Genomic DNA, 21,461 nt, shown 5'->3' on the forward strand with positions numbered 1-21,461 from the left:
CTCAGAGCACCTTCTTCCCGGCGGTCGGGCCGGTGGGGGAGTCGTCGTGCGGACCGGGGTCGGCGCCCCCGGGGGCGCCGGGCCGGCTGTCCCGGGCCTCCGGGGAGGGGCGGCGCAGCAGGGCCAGGCCGCCGGAGAGGGTGGTGACCTTGAGCGTGCCGGTGCCCGCGCCCAGCGAGCCGGTGACCTTCTTCGCGCCCCACTGGCCGCTGACCCGCAGGCCGTCGAAGGCGTTGGAGACGGTGCCGCTCGCGGTGTTGGCCTCGACCGTGGCGTCGGCCGGGTCGGGAAGCCGGATGGCGACCTCCCCGGAGACCGTCGTCAAGGCGATGTCGGCGCCTTGCCCGGGGTCCAGATCGAGGACCATGTCGCCGCTGACGGAGTCGGCGCGCACCGCCCCGCCCGCCCCGTCGATGACCGTCAGATCCCCCGAGACGGAGTGGAAGTGCAGATCGCCGGAGACCGACTGTGCCTCGACATTGCCGGAGACCGTGTCGGCCCGCACCCCGCCGGTCAGCCCGACGAGCGTGCTGTCACCGCAGACGCCGCGGACATCCGTGCGTCCCGAGACGCCGGAGATCACCGCGCAGGCGCCGACCACGCCGACCTCGACGCGGGTGCCGGCCGGTACGGTCACCGAGACCACCGCTTTGCGGTTCCACCCCTTGCGGTCGAGGAACTTCAGGAAGCCCTTCCAGGGGAGGTCCTGGTAGGCGACCGACAGGGTGCCGTTTCGGTACGAGACGGTCAGCGGCGGGCCGTGCACCTCGCCGATTTCCACGCGGGCCGGGCCGTCGTCCGTGGTGCCGACGACGTTGACGGTTCCGTTGATCACGCGCACGTTCAGGGCGTCGACGGGTTCGGTGACCTCCAGAGTGCGTGGTGAGGTCACCTGTGTCGGTTGGTGCGACCACTCGGTCCCGGCTGGCATGCCTGCCTCCCCTGAATCCCCTGCAATGGGCAACACAACATATCGCGTCTACTTCAGACACGATATATCGCGGATGAGGGAAGTCAAGCGCCTCGTTCGGGGATGCGTCCGGAGGACTTTCGGAGGTGTCCGGAGTGCTCCCCTTGCTCGCGTCCTTGATCGCCAGGGGGCGGAAGAGTGCAACCGCCCGGTGCCGTGGAGGAGTCCTCAGTGGTGTCACTTGATGTCGTGGCGTATGCCATGAAGGAGTCGAACACGTGCGCAAAGCAACGGGGTTGCTCTCGGTTCTGGTGCTCGGTGCCGCGGTGGCCGGGCCGGTCGCGTCGGCACACGCCGCGCCCGCCACCGCTTCCGTCGCTGCCGCCGCGAGCTGTCACAGCCTGGTCGTCAAGGCGAACTCGGCGAACGGCAAGGCGCTGCCGGCCGACGGCGCCCACAGCTACAAGAAGGCCATCGGCCACAACAAGGCGACCCAGAAGTACGCCGTCCAGGCGCAGGGGGCCTGCCGGCACGCGCGGCACGCGGAGGAGATCCGGGACGCGCTCCGTGCCGCCCAGCAAGGGGCGAGGAGGGCCGAGCTGAACAACAAGAGGGCCTACTACGAGCACGACCCGCGGGCCGGGCGGGCGGCCTTCAACGATGAGGAAGAAGTGAAGATGCGGATGCGCGACGCGCTCCGCTACGCCTGATCCAGGCCTGCCGGTGTACGGCCCGCCGCCCGCGCGGCGGTGGGCCCTGCCCGCGCGGGGGCTCCGCACGGACCGTGCGGCACCCGCCGCGTGGGGCGGTGCCGGCCCCTGCTCCGCCGTACGCGGGCCGGGCCCGGCCGGCTACTCGTCCTCGTCCTCGTCGTCCAGCCGGGCCAGCCACGTGGCCAGCCGCTCCACCGGTACCTCGAAGTCCGGGTTCAGGTCGACGAAGGTCCGCAGCTGATCGGCCACCCACCCGAGGGAGACCTCCTCCTCGCCGCGTCGGCTCTCCAGCTCTTCGATGCCACGGTCAGTGAAATACACGCGCTCTCCACCAGGGGTCATGGGTCATTCCCGGCCAGGATAGGCAGGCGCATGGACCTCTCGCGCCACAGGCACCCGAAGGCTAGCCTGATCACCTTGTCAACGGTCCCGCGGTGATCGGGGAATTGCCGCCCACGGGGAGCAGGAGGCCGTGATGCACGAGCGCGCGCAGCGCATCGAACTGCCCGACGGTACGGAAGTCTGGGCCCGGGTCTCCCGGCTCGACGCCCCGGGGCTCGGCGGGCCGGACGACGTGGACCCGGCCGACGGCGAATTCGAGGACGTCGGTGCCTGGGACGCGCTCGGCGCCCGCGTCGAGGGGCTGCGCGAGGTGGTCGGCGGGGTCGCCGCCAGTATCCGCCAGGCCACCGAGCGGGTCGCGCCGCACGAGACCAGTGTGACCTTCGGCGTGGAGCTGTCGGCCAAGCCGGGCAAGGCCGTCGCCCTGCTCGCGGACGGCGAGGCCAAGGCCAACCTCTCGGTCACGCTCACCTGGCGCCGCGCGGACGAGGCGCCGCCGGCGGCGGAGCCGCACGGGGGGCCCGCGGCCGGCCGCCGGGAGCCGGATGATGCGAGCCGCTGATGACGACCTCCGAGGGCCAGGCCGCCGGCCGCGGTGACCGTGCCCACTACGCACAGCTCCTCGACCATGCCGGGCGCGCCACCGTCGCCCTGCGCGCCGCCCCGGGAGCGACCGCGGGACGGCCGTGGGGCAGCGGGGTGCTGATCGCCCCGGGATGGGTTCTGACCTGCGCCCACGTGCTCGCGGCGAGCGACGGGCGGCGCCGCGGCACGGGCCCGGACGGCGTCTTCGGGGTCGCGTTCGGCGGCCGGGTGGTGCCCGCGCGGACGGCGTACGACCTGAGCCGGCCCGACCCGGCGGCCGGGCCCACCGCCGCCCGCGCCGATCTCGCGCTGGTCCGGCTGCTCGATCCGGAGACCGAGCACCCCTGCGCCTGGCTCAGCGATCAGCCGGCGACGCTCCTGGAGGACGCCTATATCTTCCGCGGCCACGACGCTTCGGGCACGGGCGCGGGCGCCGGCCGGGACCCCGGCGCCGACCGAGGCCCTGGCGCGGGCGCGGGCCCTGGCGCGGGCGCGGGCCCTGGCGCGGGCGCGGGCCCTGGCACGGGCGCAGGCCCTGGCACGGGCGGGGGCGCACGTGCGCGCGAGGGAGGCGGCACACGGGACGGATGCGGTGTACGGGGGAGGGGAGAGGGAGACGGCCCCGGCACGCGGGAGCCGGACGGGGACGGTGTCAGCCGGGTATCGCGGAACGGGCGCCGGGCGCCTGACGATCCCGCGGGCCCGCCCGCCCTCGCCACCACCCCCGCCACCCCGAGCACCCCCGCCACCCCGGCCATCCCCGTCGACCCCTTCATCGCCGTCCGCTTCGGTGCCCGGGACGCCCGGGGGCTGCAGTTCGGCAGCGATGTACGGGTCACCCCCGGCGCCTCCGGCGGGCCGCTGATCGACTGTGACCGCGGCGAGGTGGTCGGCATCGTCAAGGGCCGCCACCAACAGGACCACGTCGGGCTCGCGGTGCCGGTCACCGCGCTGCGCGGGCTGGGCCCCGAACACCTGGTCCCGGGCGCCGAAGGCCTGGGGCCCGACCCGTACCACGCGCTGATGAGCCTGCACGACCGCTGGCACTGGGCCGGTCAGGAGCTCGGCCGCGCCGCCGGGCCGACCTGGTTCGACGCCCAGCACGCGATCATGTCGGGCCGGGGCCGCCTGTGGGGCGTACAGGAGCGGCTGCAGGCGCTGGACCTGCTCGCCCGCCTGCCCGCGCCGCGCGATCCGCTGGTCGTGGAGGCCGCGGTCGGCGAGGTGCTGGACCGCGGGGACCGGCCCGGTGCCTGGGCGCTGCGTACCTGGCGGGACGGCCACGGTGCGCTCTACCAGGGCAGCGACCCGTACACCGAGCTGCGCGCCTTCGTGCACTACCTGCGGATCGTGGCGCAGCTGACCGCCGACGAAGTGCGCGACGTACCGGGCGAGCAGGCCGCCGCGGTCCGCGGGCAGGCGCTCCGCCTCGCGGAGTTCGTCCAGGCCAAGGCGGTGGTGCTGCAGCCCCAGGACCGCCGCAGGATAGGCCCGGTACGCCGCCGCCCGCGCTCCGTACTCGTCGAGTTCGAGCCGCTGTTCTACGACGAGGGCGGACCGGAGCTCTTCAACTGGTCGGTCAGCGAGGGCTACGGCCAGGGGCAGTGGCTGCGGGTGGACGTCCAGGAGTCGGCCGGCGGGGTGCCGTTCGAGCAGGCGCGGGAGCAGGTGCTGCGACGGCTCGGCGGGCGGCTGCTGCGCGCCGACGGCGACGCCGGGCCGGGTGCCCGGGTACGCCTGGAGGTCGCCGTCCCCGAAGGTCACTGGCACACCGCCGCCGGCCAGTGGGAGGTCGCGGCCTCGACCCGGCGCACCGCCCGGCTGCGGCCGGTGGGCCCCGGGCGCGCCGTGATCCTGCGTGACCAGGGACGGCGCGAACAGGTCGACCCGGCCTGGCTGCGCCGCTGGCAGGGCCTGGCCGCCGCCCCCGCACTGCAGGCGCTGCGCATTGCGCCGCACCAGGGCGGCGGCGCGTCGCCCGGCTCCGAGGAGGCGGTCTGGCGGCTGCTGGAGACGGCCGCCGAGGGCGCGCTGCCCGCGCTGTGCCATACGGTCGCCGACGGCTTCGGGCGGGACGCGGTCGGCGCCGTGCTGGACACCGGCTTCCCCGCCGGGCTGTGGCCGGCCGGCGGCCACGGCGAGGAGCGGGGCTGCGATGCCGGGTGCGAGGAATTCCACCGCGGGGTACGGGAGTTGCTGCAGGGATCGGGCGGGCTGGCCCGGCTCCCCGAGCTGGTCCGGCAGCTGCGTGCCAAGGCCGCCGGGGCCGCCGAGGAGGGCATGCACTGGGCCCGCGATCTGGTGCTCCTGTACGACGACCCGGAGGACCCGATCCCGCCGCTCTTCACGGACCGCCCCCAGCTGTCCCCGCGATGAAGGGGGCACGGAGCCGCCCCCTCGGCGGCCTTGGCGCCGCGCACGCCCCCCTGCGCCTCGCACGCGCCCGGTGCCCGCCTCTGCCGCGTCCGCCCCTTCCGCGGCAAGTGGCGCCCTGTGCATGGCACTTGGCCGCCCGCGATGCCCCTGGGGAAGACCGGAAACCGCCCCGTGTGCTTCCGTCCGGCTGAGTACTGTCATAGCGTCGTGGAAGACTTGTCCGTGAGGCGCACCTGCGTGATGGCGGGTGACGGACGTGGGGGAGGCCGGGGTGGACGATGCCGACGTCTCCGGCGATCCGCCATGACCATCGCTCCTGACCGAGGCCTGGCCGGCGACGAGGAGTTCCGACGTGAGCGACTGGCTCATCTACCGTGGCGCGGGGGCACCGCACGACGGAATTGAGCACCTTCCGCCGCCACCCCCATGGCGTGATTTCGACGGTGGCCCTCTGGTGGCGCCGCCGGCCGCCCTCGACCCCTCCTCCGAGCGCAGGCTCGGCGTGCAGCACCGCGAAGCCAGCCACCACCGCCCGGGCGAGACCGAGCGCGAGCTGGTCAACGCCGCCCTCTATCTGCGCCGTCCGCTGCTGGTGACCGGTGCGCCGGGCAGCGGCAAGAGCACCCTGGCGCATTCGGTCGCCTACGAACTCGGCCTCGGCCGGGTGCTCGGCTGGCCGGTCGTCAGCCGCAGTACCCTGCGCGACGGCCTGTACGACTACGACGCCATCGGCCGCCTCCAGGACCTCCAGATCGCCCGCGCGGCCCCGGCCGCAGCGGACGGCGGGGTGACGGCCGACGCGGACCCCACCGACGAGCCCGGCGGCGGCATCGGCCGCTACATCCGCCTCGGCCCGCTGGGCACGGCCCTGCTGCCCGCCGCCCGGCCCCGCGTCCTGCTCGTCGACGAGCTCGACAAGAGCGATATCGACCTGCCCAACGACCTCCTCAACGTGCTGGAGGAAGGGGAGTTCCGGATTCCGGAGCTGGAGCGGCTGGCCGGATCCGCCCCCGAGGTGGAGGTGCTGAGCGACGACGGCGCGCGGGTGACGGTGCGCGACGGCCGGGTGCGCTGCCATGCCTTCCCCTTCATCGTCCTCACCAGCAACGGCGAACGCGACTTCCCCGCGCCCCTGCTGCGCCGCTGTATCCACCTCCACATCCCGGTGCCGGACAAGGAGCGGCTGGCCGCCATGGTGCGGGCCCACTTCGGCGAGGGCGCGGCCGAGCGCTACGAAGCGGTGATCGACGGCTTCCTGGACCGCGAGCCCGGCGATGTCCGCGCCGTCGACCAGCTCTTCAACGCCATCCACCTCACGCAGAAGGCCGGCTGGACGGACGAGGACGAGGAGGAGACCCGGCGGCGTCTGACGGCGGAGCTGATGCGGCCTCTCGATCGGACGAGGTGAGTGCGGTGCCCCTCGGGGACCCCGGACCGGGCCCCCTCGACGAACTCGTCGCCCGGCTGACCGCGGCGGGGGTGCCGGCCGACGCCCGCGGGATGGCCGACGCCCTCTGGCTCGCCCAGTGGATCACCCCGGACGCGGCACGGGCCGACGGCTCCGCGGAGGCCGGGCCCGCCCGCACCCGGCCCGGTGGTCCGGATCCGGCCACATTCCGGGTGGGACCGGCCGTTTCCGTGGACCCCGGGGACGCCCGCGGGACACCGCAGGCCGGCGACGGACCCGGCCCCGACGCGGACCCGTCCTCGTCCGCCCTCCGGGACAGCGCCCGGCGCCGGGTCGCGGAGCTGCTGCCCACCCGGGACGAACGGCTCCCCGACCCGGACCGGCAGCGCCTGGGCGAGGTCGCGGTCCCGGTCGCCTCCGCCTTCCCCGGGCTGCTGCCGCTGCAGCGGGCGCTGCGGCCCATCCAGCGCTACCGCCCGCCAGTCGCCCCGGCCCGCCGCAAGCTGGACGAGCCCGCCACCGCCGAACTCTCCGCCCATGCCGAAATGATCATCCCGGTGCTGCGCGGGGTGCACCGCCGGGCGGCCGCGCTGCGGCTGCTGATGGACGGCTCGTCCTCGATGGCCGTCTGGGAGCAGATGCTGCACGACCTGCGCCAGGTCTGCGAACGGGTCGGCGCCTTCCGCGATGTGACGGTCCACTACCTCCATCCGCACGGCCCGGACATCGGCGTCGCGGCGGCCCCGGGCCCCGGCCGCCCGCTGCGCCCCGCCGACCAGCTGCACGACCCGACGGGCCATCACCTCACCCTCGTGGTCAGCGACTGCGCGGGCCCGCTGTGGCGGGACGGCCGGATGCAGCGGCTGCTCTACCGCTGGGCGGCCGACGCCCCGCTCGCCGTGGTCCAGCCGCTGCCGCAGCGGATGTGGGCGCGTACCCTCCTGCCCGCCGTGGCCGGCACCCTCGTCCGCCGCCAGGGCCCCTACCAATCCCTCGGCTTCCGCCCCTCCCGCCGTCGCCGGCGCCCCGCCGGGGCACCGGGCGCCCCGCACGCAGCGCCCCGCGAACGCGCCATCCCGGTCCTCTCCGCCACCCCCTCCGCCCTCGGCTCCTGGGCCCGGCTGGCCGCCGCCGACGCCGGTCTCTCCCTGCGCGGCGCGGCCTGTGTCGTACGGGCCGACCACGGCGCCGGACAGCCGGCCCCGCCGCTGCCCGAACCCGGGCGCGCCGCACCCGCCCGAATGGTCCGCGAGTTCGACCAGCAGGCCTCACCCGCCGCCCGGCTGCTCGCCGTGCACCTCTCGGCCGTCCCGCTCGCGCTGCCCGTGATCCAGCTCGTCCAGCGCGCGATGCTGCCGCAGACCGGCCCGGCCGAGCTGGCAGAGGTGCTGCTCAGCGGCCTGGTCACCCAACTTCCCGCCGAGGAGGGGACGTCGGGGGAGCAGATCGCGGTGAGCGGGCCGTGGTACGACTTCGTGCCCGGCGTCCGCGACGAACTCCTCGGCCGGCTCAGTGCGGGCGAGGCCGCCCTGGTCCTCAAGCACTGCTCGCTCTACATCGAGCGCACCTTCGGCCGCAGCGCCCGCAACTTCCCGGCCGTCGCGGTCGCCATGCTCTCGGGCAGCGGCCGTGAGCCCGAGACCGGCCAGCGCGCCGTCCCCGAACCCTTCGCCCGGGTCTCCGAACGCGTCCTGCGCCGCTTCGAACCGGCCCTGCGCCCGCCCGCCCGGCGGCCGTATGCGCCCGACGGCCCCGCCGCGGAAGGCGCCGCCCTCCTGGAGCGCTACGAACAAGGCCGAGCCGTCCGGGATCTGATCGAGGCCGTCCGGCTGCTGCGCGCCGCCACCGAGCGGCTGCCCGTGGCCGGCACCGACCTCGCCCGCGCCCTGCTGCACGCCTGGGCGAAGTGGCGCCAGCCGGACGCCCTGGAGGAGGCGGAGCGCGCGGCACGCGCCGCGGAGCGGGCCACGGCCGAGGGGTCCGCCGGTGACCAGGAGGCCGTCACCGCCGCCCGCGAGGCCGAGCGCACCCGGGCGCTGATCGTGCTCGGCCGGGTCGGCCACGCCCGCGCCCGGGAACGCCACAGCGCCGGCACGCCGGCCGAGGAGCGCAGCGCCCTCGCCGACGCCGCCCGCCGTCTGCACGCCGCCTGCGGCCTGATGAGCCTGCTCGACCCCCGCGTCCTGGAATGCATGGTGCTGCGCACCGAGGTCCTGCGCCGCCTCGCCGCCCTGCCCGCCCCCGACGGCGGGCCGGGGACCGACGAACTGCCGGGGGCCGGTGACCTGGCCGCCGACGACCCCCTCGACGAGGCGGAACGCTGCCTCACCACCCTGCTCGACCAGTGGCCCAGCGGCGAGCAGGTACCCGGCGAGGTCTACGCCGCCCGGGGCGGTGTCCTGCTCGACCAGGCCCGCCGGGCCGCCCGCGGTCACGAGGAAGGGCCGCGGCCCGCCCGGGCGCTCGCGGTGCGGGCCGCCGACGACCTCGACACCGCCACCGTTCTGCTGCGCCGCCGCGGCAGCGCCGCCGACCGGCTGGTCTGCGAGACGCTGCTCGATCTGGCGGCGGCCCGCCAACTGCACGACGGCGAGGACCTGCCGTCCGTGCTGCCCCTCCTCGAACGCGCCCGGGCGATGTCCCGCGCACTCGACGACCCGGCGCTGGAGGCGGCCGCCCTGCGCCGTACGGCCGCCGTCCAGGGCGCCGTGCACACCCGCACCGGCGCCCTGACCGCCCTCGACGCAGCCCTCGCCGCACTGGCCGCCGCGCTCCGCCTGGCCACCCCCGATACGCCCGAGCACAGCGCGCTGCTGGCCGAGCGCGGCGCGGCGCTGCTGCTGCGCGCCCGGCAGGAACCGGCCGGCGGAGCGGGCAAGCGGCTGGCCAACGAGGCGGTGCACGTCCTGCGCGAGGCGCTGGGCCGGGCCGGGCCGCAGGACCCCGACCTCGGCCATCACCGCCTGCTGTTCGGCCGCGCCCTGAGACTGCGCTACGAACGCCAGCCCTCCCTCGCCGATCTGCACGAGGCCGACTGGATCCTGGAGCTGGCCGCCCGCGGTGTGGACGTAGCGGACGCGGTGCAGGCCGAGGCCTGGCTCGAAGTGGGCGACATCCAGCTGCTGCTGGACCGCCGCTTCGACTCCCGCGAGCGCCATGACCGGGCCGCCGCCTGCTTCCGCCGCGCCGCCGCGGCCGCCCGGCGGGCCGGCAGCCCCCTGCTGGCCGCCCGTGCCCACCACCGCCGCGGCGAGGTCCTGGAGGTCACGGCCGGCCCCCGTTCCGCGCTGCACGCCTACCGCGAGAGCTGGGAACAGTGGCAGCGCGCCGCGGAGGAGACCGGCGCCGAGGCCCAGCGCACCCGCGCCCGGATGCGCGCCCTGGAATCCACCGCCTGACCGCCCCGCGCGCCCGTCCGGTTGCCTGGCCGTCCGCACCGGAACGTGTTTCTGTGGACGGGAGTCCGGGAACACACCCGTCCAGCCGGCCAGAGGAGAGCAGCGTGGCGACTACCCCCCGCACCGAACCGGCGGTGGCCGCCCGGCCGGGGCCGTCGGCCGAACGGCTGCCGGATTTCGCCGGGGTTGACGTGGGCGTTCTCGCGGCGCGGACGGATCATGCGGTGCTGGGAGAGGTGACGGCACTGCTGCTGCGCAACTGGCCGTCGGCGGACGAGGCCGTGGCGTACTACGAGGACGGCCCGGAAAAAGCCTTGCATTGACAGGCAAGAGCGACGGTTTTTGGGCAAACGTGCAAGGGAACCGGCCAGTTGCCGGGGGAATGTGGTTCCTCGGTCGAGGGCCGAGCCATGTATCCAGTCAGCGGGCGGGAGCTGTCGATCCCGTACCTCGACGCAGGCAGACGAGTGCAGGGGGCGACGCCGTGGCGGGGGAGAAGAGCGGCCGGACGGCCGTCGTACCCTTCCGGCAGTTCGTCCTGAAGGTCCACAGCCGCTGCAACCTCGCCTGCACCTACTGCTACATCTACACCGGCCCCGACCGCAGCTGGCGCACCCGCCCGCCGACCGTCCCCGCCGCCACCGTCCGGCAGACCGCCCTGCGCATCGCCGAACACGCCCGCACCCACCGGCTGCGCGAGGTCCGGATCGACCTGCACGGCGGCGAGCCGCTGCTCACCGGCCCCGGCCCGCTCCTGGAGCAGGCCGCCGCGATCCGCGCCGCGCTGCCCGACGGCTGCACCGCCGAATTCGGCCTGCAGACCAACGGCACGCTCCTCACCCCGGGAACGCTCGACACCCTCGCCGCCGCCGGGTTCCGGCTCGGCCTCAGCCTGGACGGCGGCACCCCCGGCCTCAACCGCCGCCGGACCGACCACGCGGGGCGGCCCTCCTGGCCCGCGGTCTCCCGCGCCGTACGCCTGCTCCGCGACCGGCCCGGGGTGTTCGCCGGCATCCTGTGCACCATCGACATCACCGCCGACCCCGCGGAGGTCCACGACTCACTGCGCGCCCTGGACCCCCCGATGATCGACTTCCTCCTCCCGCACGCCAACTGGTCCAGCCCTCCCCCGGCCGCCGCGAGGGGGCCCCACGGGCCGGCCGGCCGCACCCCGTACGGCGACTGGCTGTGCACCGTCTTCGACCTGTGGTGGGACGGCGGCCCCGGGCCCCGGGTGCGGGTGTTCACCGAAATCCTCGGCCTCCTCCTGGGCCGCCCCAGCTCCAGCGAGGCGGTCGGCCTCTCCCCGGTCGTCGCCCTGGTCGTCGACACCGACGGCGCCATCGAACAGGTGGACTCGCTCAAATCCACCTACGAGGGCGCCGCCGCCACCGGCCTCGACGTCTTCCACCACACCTTCGACGAGGCGCTGGCCCACCCCGGCATGGCCGCCCGCCGCAGCGGCCGGGACGGCCTCGGCCCGCAGTGCCGAAGCTGCGCCCTGGTGGAGGTGTGCGGCGGCGGCAATTACGCCCACCGCTACCGCGCCGACACCGGCGGATTCGCCCACCCGTCCGTCTACTGCGCCGACCTGGAACGCCTGATACGGCATATCGCGGCCCGGCTGGACGCCACGATCGCACTCAACTGACGTGCTGCCCGCCTGACCTGACGCACTGTCGTCATATGGGGGGACACTTGGGCTATCGTGCCGAAGAGCCAGGGCGTGCCGGATGAGACAGCCTCTGCAGCGCGCACCATCGCATCCCAGGGAGACGGTCGCATGGTCGATCAGGCCACCTTTTCCGGTCCCACCGGCGTAGGCGAGCACATCACCATCAGCTATGCGGGCTTCACCCGGCCCTGGGCGGCATGGATCGCCCACCAGCTGGAAGCGCAGGGCCACGGCACCACCCTGCTGCGCTGGGACCCCCAGGCGGACACCGCGCTGGTGACGGAGCTGTCGGGACTGCTGGAGGCCGAGGGACGGCTGCTGATCGTGCTCGACGACTGGTACTTCCGGCTGGGCCCCAAGACGCAGGAGGAGTGGACGGCGGCGCTGCGCGAGGTGGTCTCCCCGCACGCCGACCGGTTCGCCGCGGTGAGCGTGGCCACCCAGTCGCTGCCCGCCACCGCGTCCCTGCTGCGGCCCGCCGACCTGCGCGACCTGGACGCCCGCGAGGCCAACCGCCGGGTGCTGCAACGGCTCGGCATCGCCGGGCAGGGCCGGCCCGTGGACGAGGAGGCGTCCGGCGCGCCCCGCTTCCCGAACAACCCGCCCGAGGTGTGGAACATCCCGCGCCGCAACAACCGCTTCACCGGCCGCGACAACGTCCTCGAAGAGCTGCACGGCAAGCTGGCCGGCTCCGGGGCCGGCGCCGGCCCGCCGCTGGAGACCCGTATCGCGCTGTACGGCACCTCCGGCGTCGGCAAGAGCCAGATCGCCGCCGAATACGCCCACCGCTTCGGCAACGACTACGACGTGGTCTGGTGGATCAGCGCCACCAACCGCGGCGCCGCCCGCGAACAGCTCGCCGAACTCGCCACCCGGCTCGGCCTGCCCGTGGGCCGGGAGCTGGGCGACCGCATCCGCGCCGTCCACGAAGCGCTCCGCGTCGGCCGCCCCTACCGCCGCTGGCTGCTGATCTTCGACAGTGCCGACGACATGGAGCAGATCGAGGACCTGGTCCCCGACGGCCGCGGCCATGTCCTGATCACCACCCTCACCCGCGACTGGTCGGGCTCCGGCAGCGCCCAGGAGATCGAGGTACTGCCCTTCCACCGCGTCGAGAGCGTCGCCTACGCCCGGCGGCGGGCACCGCGGCTGACGCCGATGGAGGCCGATCTCCTCTCCGACGCCGTCCAGGACCTGCCGCTGCTGCTCGCCCAGACCGCCGCCTGGCTCGACGCCAACCCGATGTCCCCCAAGGAGTACATCGAGCTGATCCGCCGCGGCGAGCCCAGCCTCGTCGGCATCCGGATCTCCTCCGACTACCCCATGGCCTTCCAGACCAGCTGGGCCATAACCCTCAACACCCTGCGCGAACGCAGCCCCGCCGCGGTCGAACTCCTCAAGCTGTTCGCGTTCTTCGCCCCGGACACCATCCCCGTCCCGATGCTCGCCCAGGCCCGCCGCGGCGACCTGCCCGAACACCTTGCCGACCTGGCCGCCGAGCCGATCAGCTGGAACACCGCACTGCGCCGGCTGACCGAATCCACCGCCGTACGCCTCGACTACCAGGTCTCCGAGGACGCCGACCCGGCCGTGGAGACCGCGCTGATGCACCGGCTCTACCACCGGTTCCTGCGCAGTGACATGACCGAGGACGAGCGTGACCTGATGGCGGCGACGGCCTGCCGGGTGCTGGTCACCGCCGACCCGCAGAACCCCGCCGACACCCGCTGCTGGGAGCGCTACGCCGAACTCATCCCGCATCTGGAGCCAGCCGGAGTCCTCGACAGCCCCGAGCCCGCGGTCCAGCAACTGCTGCTCAACTGCGTCGAATACCTCCGGGTCCGCGGCGAGTACCGCATGGGTCTGCGACTGTGCGAACAGTTCATGTCCCGCTGGCGCACCCGGCTCGCGGCCACCCAGCGCACCATGCTCGTCCTCACCCACCAGCACGCCAACATGCTGCGCAGGCTCGGCCGCTACCGCGAGGCCGAGGCGGTCGGCAGCGCCGTCGTCGACCAGCTCGCCGCCGAGCGGGACGCGGCAGACGCCGACCTGCTGCGGGCGCAGGACGGCCTGGCCGGCACCCTGATCGCGCTGGGCTCGTACGCACAGGCCTACGACCTCTTCGACGCCGTCTGGCGGGCCTATGCCGACCTGCTCGGCCCGGAGGCACCCCGCACCCTCTCCTCGCGGCACAACCTCGGCACGGTCCTGGCGCTGCTCGGCCGCTACGAGGAAGCGCTGGTCACCCACCGCGACGTGTTGGCCTTCAGAGAGCGCGAACTGCGCGCACGGCACCACCTCACGCTCAACGCGGGCACCGCATACGCCCGTACGCTGCGCCTGCTCGGCCGCTACCGCGACGCCACCTCCGCCCAGGAGCTCAACGCCCGGCTGCATCTGCAGGTGATGGGCCCGCACACCCCGCAGACGCTGCGTGCCGAGCACAACCTCGCGCTGTGCCTGCGCCGCTCCGGCGACACCGCCCGCGCCGCCACGCTGCTGGCCGACCTCGTCGAGCGCTCCCGCCGGGTGCAGGGTCCCCGCCACCCCGAGACGCTGATGGTGCGCGCGGACCACGCCACCTTCCTGCGGGAGCACGGCGACCTCGGGCACGCCCGCGATCTCGCCGAGGAGGTCGCCGAGCGCTACCGGGCGCTGGCCGGCGAGCGTCACCCGTACACCGTCGGCGCCCTGGGGAACGTCGGGCTGGTCCGCGCCGAGTTCGGGGACCAGGCACAGGCGCTGGACCTCGCGGACCGGGCGCTGGACGGGATGACCGGGGCGATGGGCCCCGATCATCCCTGGACGCTGGGCTGTGCGCTGAACGCCGGCGCCGCCCGTAACCGGGTGGACGACGAGGAGGGCGCCGTGGAGCTGGGCCGCGCCACACTGGAGCGCGCCAAGGCGACGCTGGGCGACACCCACCCGCTGACCCTCTCCGCGAAGACCGCACTGGCCGAGGACCTGCGGGCGCTGCGCCGCGGCCAGGAGGCGGCGAAGCTGGAGCAGGAGGCGATCGGGCAGCTCTCCGAGACGCTGGGCGCCGAGCACCCGCACACCCTCTCCGCCCGGCGCCGCCGCCGCCCGTACTGGGACTTCGAACCGCAGCCCGTCTAGGGCCCCGGCGTCAGAACCCCGGCATGCGGAAGGGCCCGCCCCCACCGGGGACGGGCCCTTCCGCTGTTTCACCACCGGTCACTCGGCGGCCCGGCGCCTCAGGCGTCGAAGGCCTCCGCGACCAGCTGTGCCTGCTCCGCCTGGTGGCGCTTGGCGGAGCCGACGGCCGGCGACGAGGAGTGCGGCCGCGAGATGCGGCGCAGGCGCTCGCCGTGCGGGACATCGGCACCGACGGCCAGGTCGAGGTGGTCGATCAGGTTGAGGCCGAGGAACGGCCACGCACCCTGGTTCGCCGGCTCTTCCTGGGTCCACAGGTACTTCTCGGCGTTCGGGAACTTGGCGATCTCCGCCTGGAGCTCCTTGCCGGGAAGCGGGTAAAGGCGCTCGATGCGGACGATCGCGGTGTCGTTCGCGCCGCGCTTCTCGCGCTCGGCCTCCAGGTCGTAGTAGACCTTGCCGGAGCAGAAGATGACCTTGCGGACATCCTCGGCCTTGACCGTGGAGTCACCGATGACGGGGCGGAAGCCGCCCGTCGTGAACTCTTCCGCCTTCGACGCCGCGGCCTTCAGACGCAGCATCGACTTCGGGGTGAAGACGACCAGCGGCTTGTGGTGCGGGTTGTGGACCTGCCAGCGCAGCAGGTGGAAGTAGTTCGACGGCAGGGTCGGCGCGGCGACCGTCATGTTGTTCTGCGCGCACAGCTGGAGGAAGCGCTCGATCCGGGCCGAGGAGTGGTCCGGGCCCTGGCCCTCGTAGCCGTGCGGCAGCAGCAGGGTGACGCCGGACGTCTGGCCCCACTTCTGCTCCGCCGAGGAGATGAACTCGTCGACGACGGTCTGGGCGCCGTTGACGAAGTCACCGAACTGCGCCTCCCACATGACCAGCGCCTCCGGGCGGGCCAGGGAGTAGCCGTACTCGAAGCCCATCGCCGCGTACTCGCTCAGCAGCGAGTCGTAGACGTTGAAGCGGGCCTGGTCCTCGGCGAGGTAGAGCAGCGGGGTGTAGTCCTCGCCGGTCTCCCGGTCCACCAGCACCGCGTGGCGCTGGCCGAAGGTGCCGCGGCGGGAGTCCTGGCCGGCGAGCCGGACCGGCGTTCCCTCCATCAGCAGCGAGCCGATGGCCAGGGTCTCGCCCATGCCCCAGTCGATGGTGTCGTCCTCGACCTGGGCCGCGCGGCGCTGCAGCTGGGGCAGCAGACGCGGGTGGACGGTGACCCGCTCGGGGATGTTGACCTGCGACTCGGCGATCCGCTTGACGACCTCCTGGGAGATCGCGGTGTCGACGTAGACCGGGAACTCGGCCTTCGGCTGCGGCACCTCGGGGGCGGCCGGCGTCGTCGTGGCGTCGCGGACCTCGGTGAAGACCTTCTCCAGCTGGCCCTGGAAGTCCTGCAGCGCCTGCTCGGCCTCCTCCAGCGTGATGTCGCCGCGACCGATCAGGGACTCGGTGTAGAGCTTGCGCACCGAGCGCTTCTTGTCGATCAGGTCGTACATCAGCGGCTGGGTGAAGCCCGGGTTGTCCGACTCGTTGTGACCGCGGCGCCGGTAGCAGATCAGGTCGATCACGACGTCCTTGTTGAACGCCTGGCGGAACTCGAAGGCCAGACGGGCAACGCGGACGACGGCCTCGGGGTCGTCGCCGTTCACATGGAAGATCGGCGCCTCGATCATGCGGGCCACGTCGGTGGCGTACATGGAGGAGCGGGCCGACTCCGGGGCGGCGGTGAAGCCGACCTGGTTGTTGATGACGATGTGCACCGTGCCGCCGGTGCGGTAGCCGCGCAGCTGGGACATGTTCAGCGTCTCCGCGACCACGCCCTGGCCCGCGAAGGCCGCGTCACCGTGCAGCTGGATCGGCAGGACCGTGAAGTCCGTGCCGCCCTTGTTGATGATGTCCTGCTTGGCGCGCGAGACACCCTCGACGACCGGGTCGACGGCCTCCAGGTGGGAGGGGTTGGCGGTCAGCGAGACCTTGATCTGCTCACCGTCGAGGCCCGTGAAGGTGCCCTCGGCGCCCAGGTGGTACTTCACGTCGCCGGAGCCGTGCATCGACTTCGGGTCGAGGTTGCCCTCGAACTCGCGGAAGATCTGCGCGTAGGACTTGCCGACGATGTTGGCGAGGACGTTGAGGCGGCCGCGGTGGGCCATGCCGATGACGCACTCGTCCAGGCGCGACTCGGCCGCGGAGTCGATGACCGCGTCCAGCAGCGGGATGACGGACTCGCCGCCCTCCAGCGAGAAGCGCTTCTGGCCGACGTACTTGGTCTGCAGGAACGTCTCGAACGCCTCGGCGGAGTTCAGCCGGCGCAGGATGCGCAGCTGCTCCTCACGCTCGGGCGACTTGTGCGAGCGCTCGACCCGGTCCTGGATCCACTGGCGCTCCTTGGGGTCCTGGATGTGCATGAACTCGATGCCGGTGGTGCGGCAGTACGAGTCGCGCAGCACGCCCAGGATGTCGCGCAGCTTCATCATGGACTTGCCGGAGAAGCCGCCGACCGCGAACTCGCGCTCCAGGTCCCACAGGGTGAGGCCGTGCTCGGTGATGTCGAGGTCGGGGTGCTTGCGCTGGTGGTACTCCAGCGGGTCGGTGTCGGCCATGACGTGGCCGCGGACCCGGTAGGAGTGGATCAGCTCGAAGACCCGCGCGGCCTTGGTGACGTCGTCGTCATGCGAGGCGTCGATGTCCCGCAGCCAGCGGACCGGCTCGTACGGAATCCGCAGCGACTTGAAGATGTCGTCGAAGAAACCGTTCTCGCCGAGCAGCAGCTGGCTCATGATGCGCAGGAACTCGCCGGAGGCGGCGCCCTGGATCACCCGGTGGTCATAGGTGCTGGTCAGTGTCATGACCTTGGAGACACCCAGCTTGTTCAGGGCGTCCTGCGAGGTGCCCTGGAACTCCGCGGGGTAGTCCATCGCGCCGACGCCCATGATCATGGACTGGCCGGGCATCAGACGCGGCACGGAGTGCACGGTGCCGATGCCGCCCGGGTTCGTCAGCGACGCGGTGACTCCGGTGAAGTCGTCCATCGTCAGCTTGTTGTCGCGGGCCCGGCGGACGATGTCCTCGTAGGCCTGCCAGAACTCGAAGAAGGTCAGCGTCTCGGCCTTCTTGATGGCGGCGACGACGAGCTGGCGGTCGCCGTTCGGCTTCACCAGGTCGATGGCCAGACCGAGGTTGACGTGGTCGGGCTTGACCAGCGTCGGCTTGCCGTCCTTCTCCGCGAAGGAGTGGTTCATCGACGGCATGGCCTTGAGGGCCTGCACCATCGCGTACCCGATGAGGTGGGTGAAGGAGACCTTCCCACCGCGGGCGCGCTTGAGGTGGTTGTTGATCACGATGCGGTTGTCGAAGAGCAGCTTCACCGGGACCGCGCGGACGGACGTGGCCGTCGGCAGCTCCAGGGAGGCGTTCATGTTCTTCGCAACGGCGGCCGACGGGCCGCGCAGCGTGACGAACTCCGGACCGGCCGTGACCTCGCCGTCGGCCTTCTGGGCGGAGGCCTTGGCGGCCGGCTTGGCCGGCGCGGACTTCGCCGGAGCGGCCTTGGCCGGGGCCGGCGCGCTCGCGGCCGGCTTCGCCGGGGTGACCGGCTCAGAAGGCAGCGCGGCGCCTGCCGCTCCGGTGGAGCCGGTGCTCGCACCGGAAGGCTTCGGCTCCGCCGCGGCGGGCGCCGCCGGGGACGACTGCGCCGGGGTGGCCGGAGCGGGGGCAGAGCCCTCCGCCGCCTGGCCCGGCGCGGTGGCGCCGCCCGGCTTGTAGTCGGCGAAGAAGTCCCACCAGGCTCGGTCTACCGAGTTCGGGTCCTGGAGGTACTGCTGGTAGATCTCGTCGACGAGCCACTCATTGGGACCGAACGCGGCGGCAGGGTTCTTACCCTGCCCCTCCTGGTCGGTCGAGATGCTCGAGCTGTTGGGGGACTGTAGCGACACGGCGGCAACCGCCCTCTTCCGCTTCCTAAGGTGGTGGACAGCGGGAATAAAGGCTACGCCTGTTGTGACCCCGGATGCAGACCGGGAGGGTCACTCGTCACGTACGTCACATTCCCGGAGGGGTTTCGGGGCAGGACTTGGCGGGAAAAGCACGAGGTTTGCCTGTGTGCGGGTAGGGCTCATCGCCGTGGGACCCGCGCAGGAACGCTCCCACCACCGACCCTACGTCAGCGGCCGTCAGCTTCGAGCTGACTCCAACCCCGGAAGAGTGACCCGGATCCGGCAACCGCGGGGCGACTCGGCCACGCCGATGCGTCCTCCGTGCAGGTCCACGGCCCAGCGTGCGATGGCCAGGCCCAGGCCGGTGCCCCCGTCGGAGCCGGGGCCCGAGGGCGCCGGGCCGCCGCGGTTGAACCGTTCGAAGACCCGGTAGCGCTCCGACTCGGGGATGCCGGGCCCCTCGTCCTGCACGTCCAGTTCCAGGCTCTCGGGGCCCTCGCCGCGGCGCGCGTGCACCGTGACCCGGCCGTGCCGCGGACTGTGCTTGATCGCGTTGTCGATGAGATTGGCCACGACCTGGTGCAGCCGCTCGGCGTCCGCGTGCGCGGTCAGCTCGGGCGGCGAGACATCGAGGTGGAGGTGGACATCCGTACGGGTGTGGGTGCCGGAGCCGGCCACCCCGGCCAGCGTGGAGGCGCCCCGGCTCATGTTGGCCTCCTTGAGCACCCCGGACAGATACGGCCAGACCTCGAAGCGCCGGGCGTGCAGCGGCACCACCCCGTTGTCCAGCCGGGACAGGTCGAGAAGGTGCTCGACGAGGCGGCCCAGCCGCTCGGTCTGCTGCAGCGCCGTCCGCATGGTCTCCGGGTCCGGCTCGCTGACCCCGTCGACGACGTTCTCCAGGACGGCACGGAGCGCGGCGATCGGGGTGCGCAGCTCGTGCGAGACATTCGCCACCAGCTCCTTGCGGTGGGTGTCCACCGCCTCCAGGTCGGCCGCCATCCGGTTGAAGGCGTTCGCCAGATCACCGAACTCGTCGCGGCGCTCCGAGCGGACCCGGCGGCTGTAGTTACCGTGCGCCATCGACCGGGTGACGTCCGTCATCTCGTCGAGCGGAGCGGTCAGGCTGTTGGCCACGAATTGGGTGATCAGTAGCGAGGCGATCACCGAGAAGATCGTGATCACCCGCAGCTCGGTGGCCGAGTGCATCGCGACGAAGACCAGCAGCGTGGTGATGATCACCGAGACGCTGACCAGCGCGCCGAGCGCGGCCTTCACCGAGCGGTACGGGTCGAGCGGGCGCAGGCCCTCCCAGACCCGCCGCCCCAGCTCGCGCACGGGCGTGTGCCACCGCCGCCGCGTCATGCGGCCGGGGTCTCCAGGGCATAGCCGACGCCGTGGACCGTACGGATGCGCTCGGCGCCGATCTTGCGGCGCAGCGCCTTGATGTGGCTGTCGACCGTGCGGGTCCCGGAGGCGTCCGCCCAGTCCCACACCTCGGCCAGCAGCTGCTCACGGGAGAGCACCGCGCGCGGGGTGTTCGCCAGGCAGACCAGCAGATCGAACTCGGTGGGCGTCAGATGGACGTCCGCGCCGCGCACCCGTACCCGGCGCTGGGCGTGGTCGATCTCCAGCTCGCCCAGCCGGAGGATGCCGCTGCGCGGGGTGTGCGCGGCCAGCGCGGCGCGCTCGACCCGCCGCAGCAGGACGTGCACCCGGGCGGCCAGCTCCCGCATCGAGAACGGCTTGGTCATGTAGTCGTCGGCGCCGACGCCGAGGCCGACGAGCATGTCGGTCTCGTCGTCCCGGGCGGTGAGCATCATCACGGGCACCGGCCGCTGGGCCTGGACCCGGCGGCACACCTCCAGGCCGTCGAAGCCCGGCAGCATCACATCAAGGACCAGCAGATCCGGCTGCCAGGCCTCCGCGGTCTCCACCGCGGCCGGCCCGTCGGTCGCCGTCTGCACCTGGAAGCCCTCGGCGCGCAGCCGGGCCGCGATGGCCTCGACGATCGTCGGGTCGTCCTCCACGACCAGTACCCGGCGCTGGGCGCCCGGCGTGGCGGCGGCGCCGCCCTGCGTTGTCTGAGTCTGGTCCATCGCCCGCCCCTGCATCCCCTGCGTGGTCGCGTATTGCTGGGCAGCAGCGTACGGGCATGGTGTGAGTGTCGGCTACGCGCCCTTCCGCGCGAGATGGACCACGTCAGGGACGCCTCGGACAACGGGGATCTCTTCCGTATGTACCCCGCTGAATCCGGCATTTCGCAAGGCTTCCTCGAAGGCCGGCGAGGGCTGCGCGGACCAGACGGCGAGCACCCCGCCGGGGGTCAGGCGGTCCCGGCAGGCGGCGAGTCCGCCGGGGGAGTAGAGGCTGTTGTTGTCCTCGGTGACGGTCCAGTCGGGTCCGTTGTCGATGTCCAAACACAGGGCGTCATAGGTGTCTTGGCCCGCTCGGGTCCGCAGGTGGGCGACCAGGTCGGTGTGCAGGATCTCGCTGCGCGGGTCGGCCAGCGCCGGTGCCGAGACCGCCGAGAGCGGGCCCGTGCGGTGCCAGTCGATGACCGCTTCCTCGCGCTCGACGACGACGATCCGGCCCCAGCGCGGCACTTCGGCCGCTCTGGCCAGGGAGAAACCGACGCCGAGGCCGCCGATCAGTACGGAGGGCCGCACCCGGTCGGCCGGCAGCGCGGCCAGAGCGGCGTCGATCAGCAGCCGCTCGGACCGGCCGTCGGAGGTGTCCATCAGGAAGCAGCCATTGGCGATGATCTCGTAGATCATGGGCGCGGCGGGGGCGCCGGAGGCCTCAACTCCGGTTCCTGCGGGGGGTCCGCCCCGCTGTCGCAGCACCACTTCGCCGTACGGGCCCTCGCGGCGGTCGAGGGTGCGAGGGGCCTCGGGGAGGCCGGTCGTTGCCTGCGTCGGAGTAACGGGAGCCATGGCGTCATGGTGACCAATACGGGCCGCGCCGGTCCAACGCCGGGAGCAGGAGTCCGCCGGCGGCGGCAC

At 73.3% G+C, this 21,461-nt stretch carries 14 protein-coding genes; 8 read left to right on the plus strand and 6 right to left on the minus strand.

Going from position 1 to position 21,461, the window contains the following annotated elements; all coding sequences use genetic code 11:
* Position 1: 1 nt before the first annotated feature.
* A complete protein-coding gene (locus ACGFR7_RS06700) occupies positions 2-931 on the minus strand; it encodes a DUF4097 domain-containing protein (protein WP_393313869.1) in 930 nt (309 codons plus the stop codon).
* A gap of 257 nt (positions 932-1,188) precedes the next feature.
* Between ACGFR7_RS06700 and ACGFR7_RS06705 the strand changes: the two genes are divergently transcribed.
* Positions 1,189-1,620: a hypothetical protein gene (locus ACGFR7_RS06705; protein WP_393313872.1), complete on the plus strand. Its 432-nt coding sequence runs from the start codon at positions 1,189-1,191 to the stop codon at positions 1,618-1,620.
* Between the two features lie 141 nt (positions 1,621-1,761).
* Here ACGFR7_RS06705 and ACGFR7_RS06710 read toward each other — a convergent pair whose 3' ends face one another.
* A complete protein-coding gene (locus tag ACGFR7_RS06710) occupies positions 1,762-1,944 on the minus strand; it encodes a DUF6104 family protein (protein ID WP_088799957.1) in 183 nt (60 codons plus the stop codon).
* Positions 1,945-2,098: 154 nt separating this feature from the next.
* On the opposite strand from ACGFR7_RS06710, the gene ACGFR7_RS06715 reads away from it, so the two are divergent.
* The 7 genes from ACGFR7_RS06715 (at position 2,099) to fxsT (ending at position 14,527) form a co-directional block, all read left to right on the plus strand.
* Complete coding sequence (locus ACGFR7_RS06715; RefSeq protein WP_393313875.1) at positions 2,099-2,527, plus strand: CU044_2847 family protein; 429 nt, start codon at positions 2,099-2,101, stop codon at positions 2,525-2,527.
* Positions 2,527-4,926, plus strand: coding sequence for a trypsin-like peptidase domain-containing protein (locus ACGFR7_RS06720; protein WP_393313878.1), 2,400 nt, complete (start codon positions 2,527-2,529; stop codon positions 4,924-4,926). Before ACGFR7_RS06715 ends, ACGFR7_RS06720 begins: the two co-directional genes overlap by 1 nt.
* A 352-nt stretch (positions 4,927-5,278) precedes the next feature.
* Positions 5,279-6,334, plus strand: a complete 1,056-nt coding sequence (locus tag ACGFR7_RS06725; RefSeq protein ID WP_393313881.1) for an AAA family ATPase — start codon at positions 5,279-5,281, stop codon at positions 6,332-6,334.
* A 5-nt stretch (positions 6,335-6,339) separates the two neighbouring features.
* On the plus strand, positions 6,340-9,732 hold the full coding sequence (locus tag ACGFR7_RS06730; protein WP_393313884.1) for an SAV_2336 N-terminal domain-related protein: 3,393 nt from the start codon (positions 6,340-6,342) through the stop codon (positions 9,730-9,732).
* Between the two features lie 104 nt (positions 9,733-9,836).
* Positions 9,837-10,055 carry a YxD-tail cyclophane-containing RiPP peptide gene (locus ACGFR7_RS06735; protein WP_393313887.1) on the plus strand — a complete coding sequence of 73 codons (219 nt, stop codon included), beginning with the start codon at positions 9,837-9,839 and terminating at the stop codon, positions 10,053-10,055.
* A gap of 161 nt (positions 10,056-10,216) precedes the next feature.
* The gene (locus ACGFR7_RS06740; protein ID WP_393313890.1) at positions 10,217-11,383 is read left to right on the plus strand and encodes an FxsB family cyclophane-forming radical SAM/SPASM peptide maturase; all 1,167 of its coding nucleotides are present in this window, start codon (positions 10,217-10,219) and stop codon (positions 11,381-11,383) included.
* A gap of 132 nt (positions 11,384-11,515) precedes the next feature.
* Positions 11,516-14,527: an FxSxx-COOH system tetratricopeptide repeat protein gene (gene fxsT / locus ACGFR7_RS06745; protein ID WP_393313892.1), complete on the plus strand. Its 3,012-nt coding sequence runs from the start codon at positions 11,516-11,518 to the stop codon at positions 14,525-14,527.
* Positions 14,528-14,625: 98 nt separating this feature from the next.
* Here fxsT and ACGFR7_RS06750 read toward each other — a convergent pair whose 3' ends face one another.
* The 4 genes from ACGFR7_RS06750 to ACGFR7_RS06765 all read right to left on the minus strand — a co-directional run bounded on the left by ACGFR7_RS06750 (position 14,626) and on the right by ACGFR7_RS06765 (position 21,392).
* A complete protein-coding gene (locus ACGFR7_RS06750; RefSeq protein ID WP_393313895.1) occupies positions 14,626-18,456 on the minus strand; it encodes a multifunctional oxoglutarate decarboxylase/oxoglutarate dehydrogenase thiamine pyrophosphate-binding subunit/dihydrolipoyllysine-residue succinyltransferase subunit in 3,831 nt (1,276 codons plus the stop codon).
* 237 nt (positions 18,457-18,693) lie between these two features.
* Entirely contained in the window at positions 18,694-19,821 is a 1,128-nt protein-coding gene (locus ACGFR7_RS06755) for an ATP-binding protein (RefSeq protein WP_393313898.1), read from the minus strand.
* Positions 19,818-20,555 carry a response regulator transcription factor gene (locus ACGFR7_RS06760; protein WP_350253908.1) on the minus strand — a complete coding sequence of 246 codons (738 nt, stop codon included), beginning with the start codon at positions 20,553-20,555 and terminating at the stop codon, positions 19,818-19,820. The genes ACGFR7_RS06755 and ACGFR7_RS06760 overlap by 4 nt, the downstream gene beginning before the upstream one ends.
* 72 nt (positions 20,556-20,627) lie before the next feature.
* On the minus strand, positions 20,628-21,392 hold the full coding sequence (locus ACGFR7_RS06765) for a spermidine synthase (RefSeq protein WP_393313901.1): 765 nt from the start codon (positions 21,390-21,392) through the stop codon (positions 20,628-20,630).
* Positions 21,393-21,461: the final 69 nt, after the last annotated feature.

Source organism: Streptomyces sp. NPDC048516, assembly GCF_043199875.1.
Classification (GTDB): Bacteria; Actinomycetota; Actinomycetes; order Streptomycetales; family Streptomycetaceae; genus Streptomyces.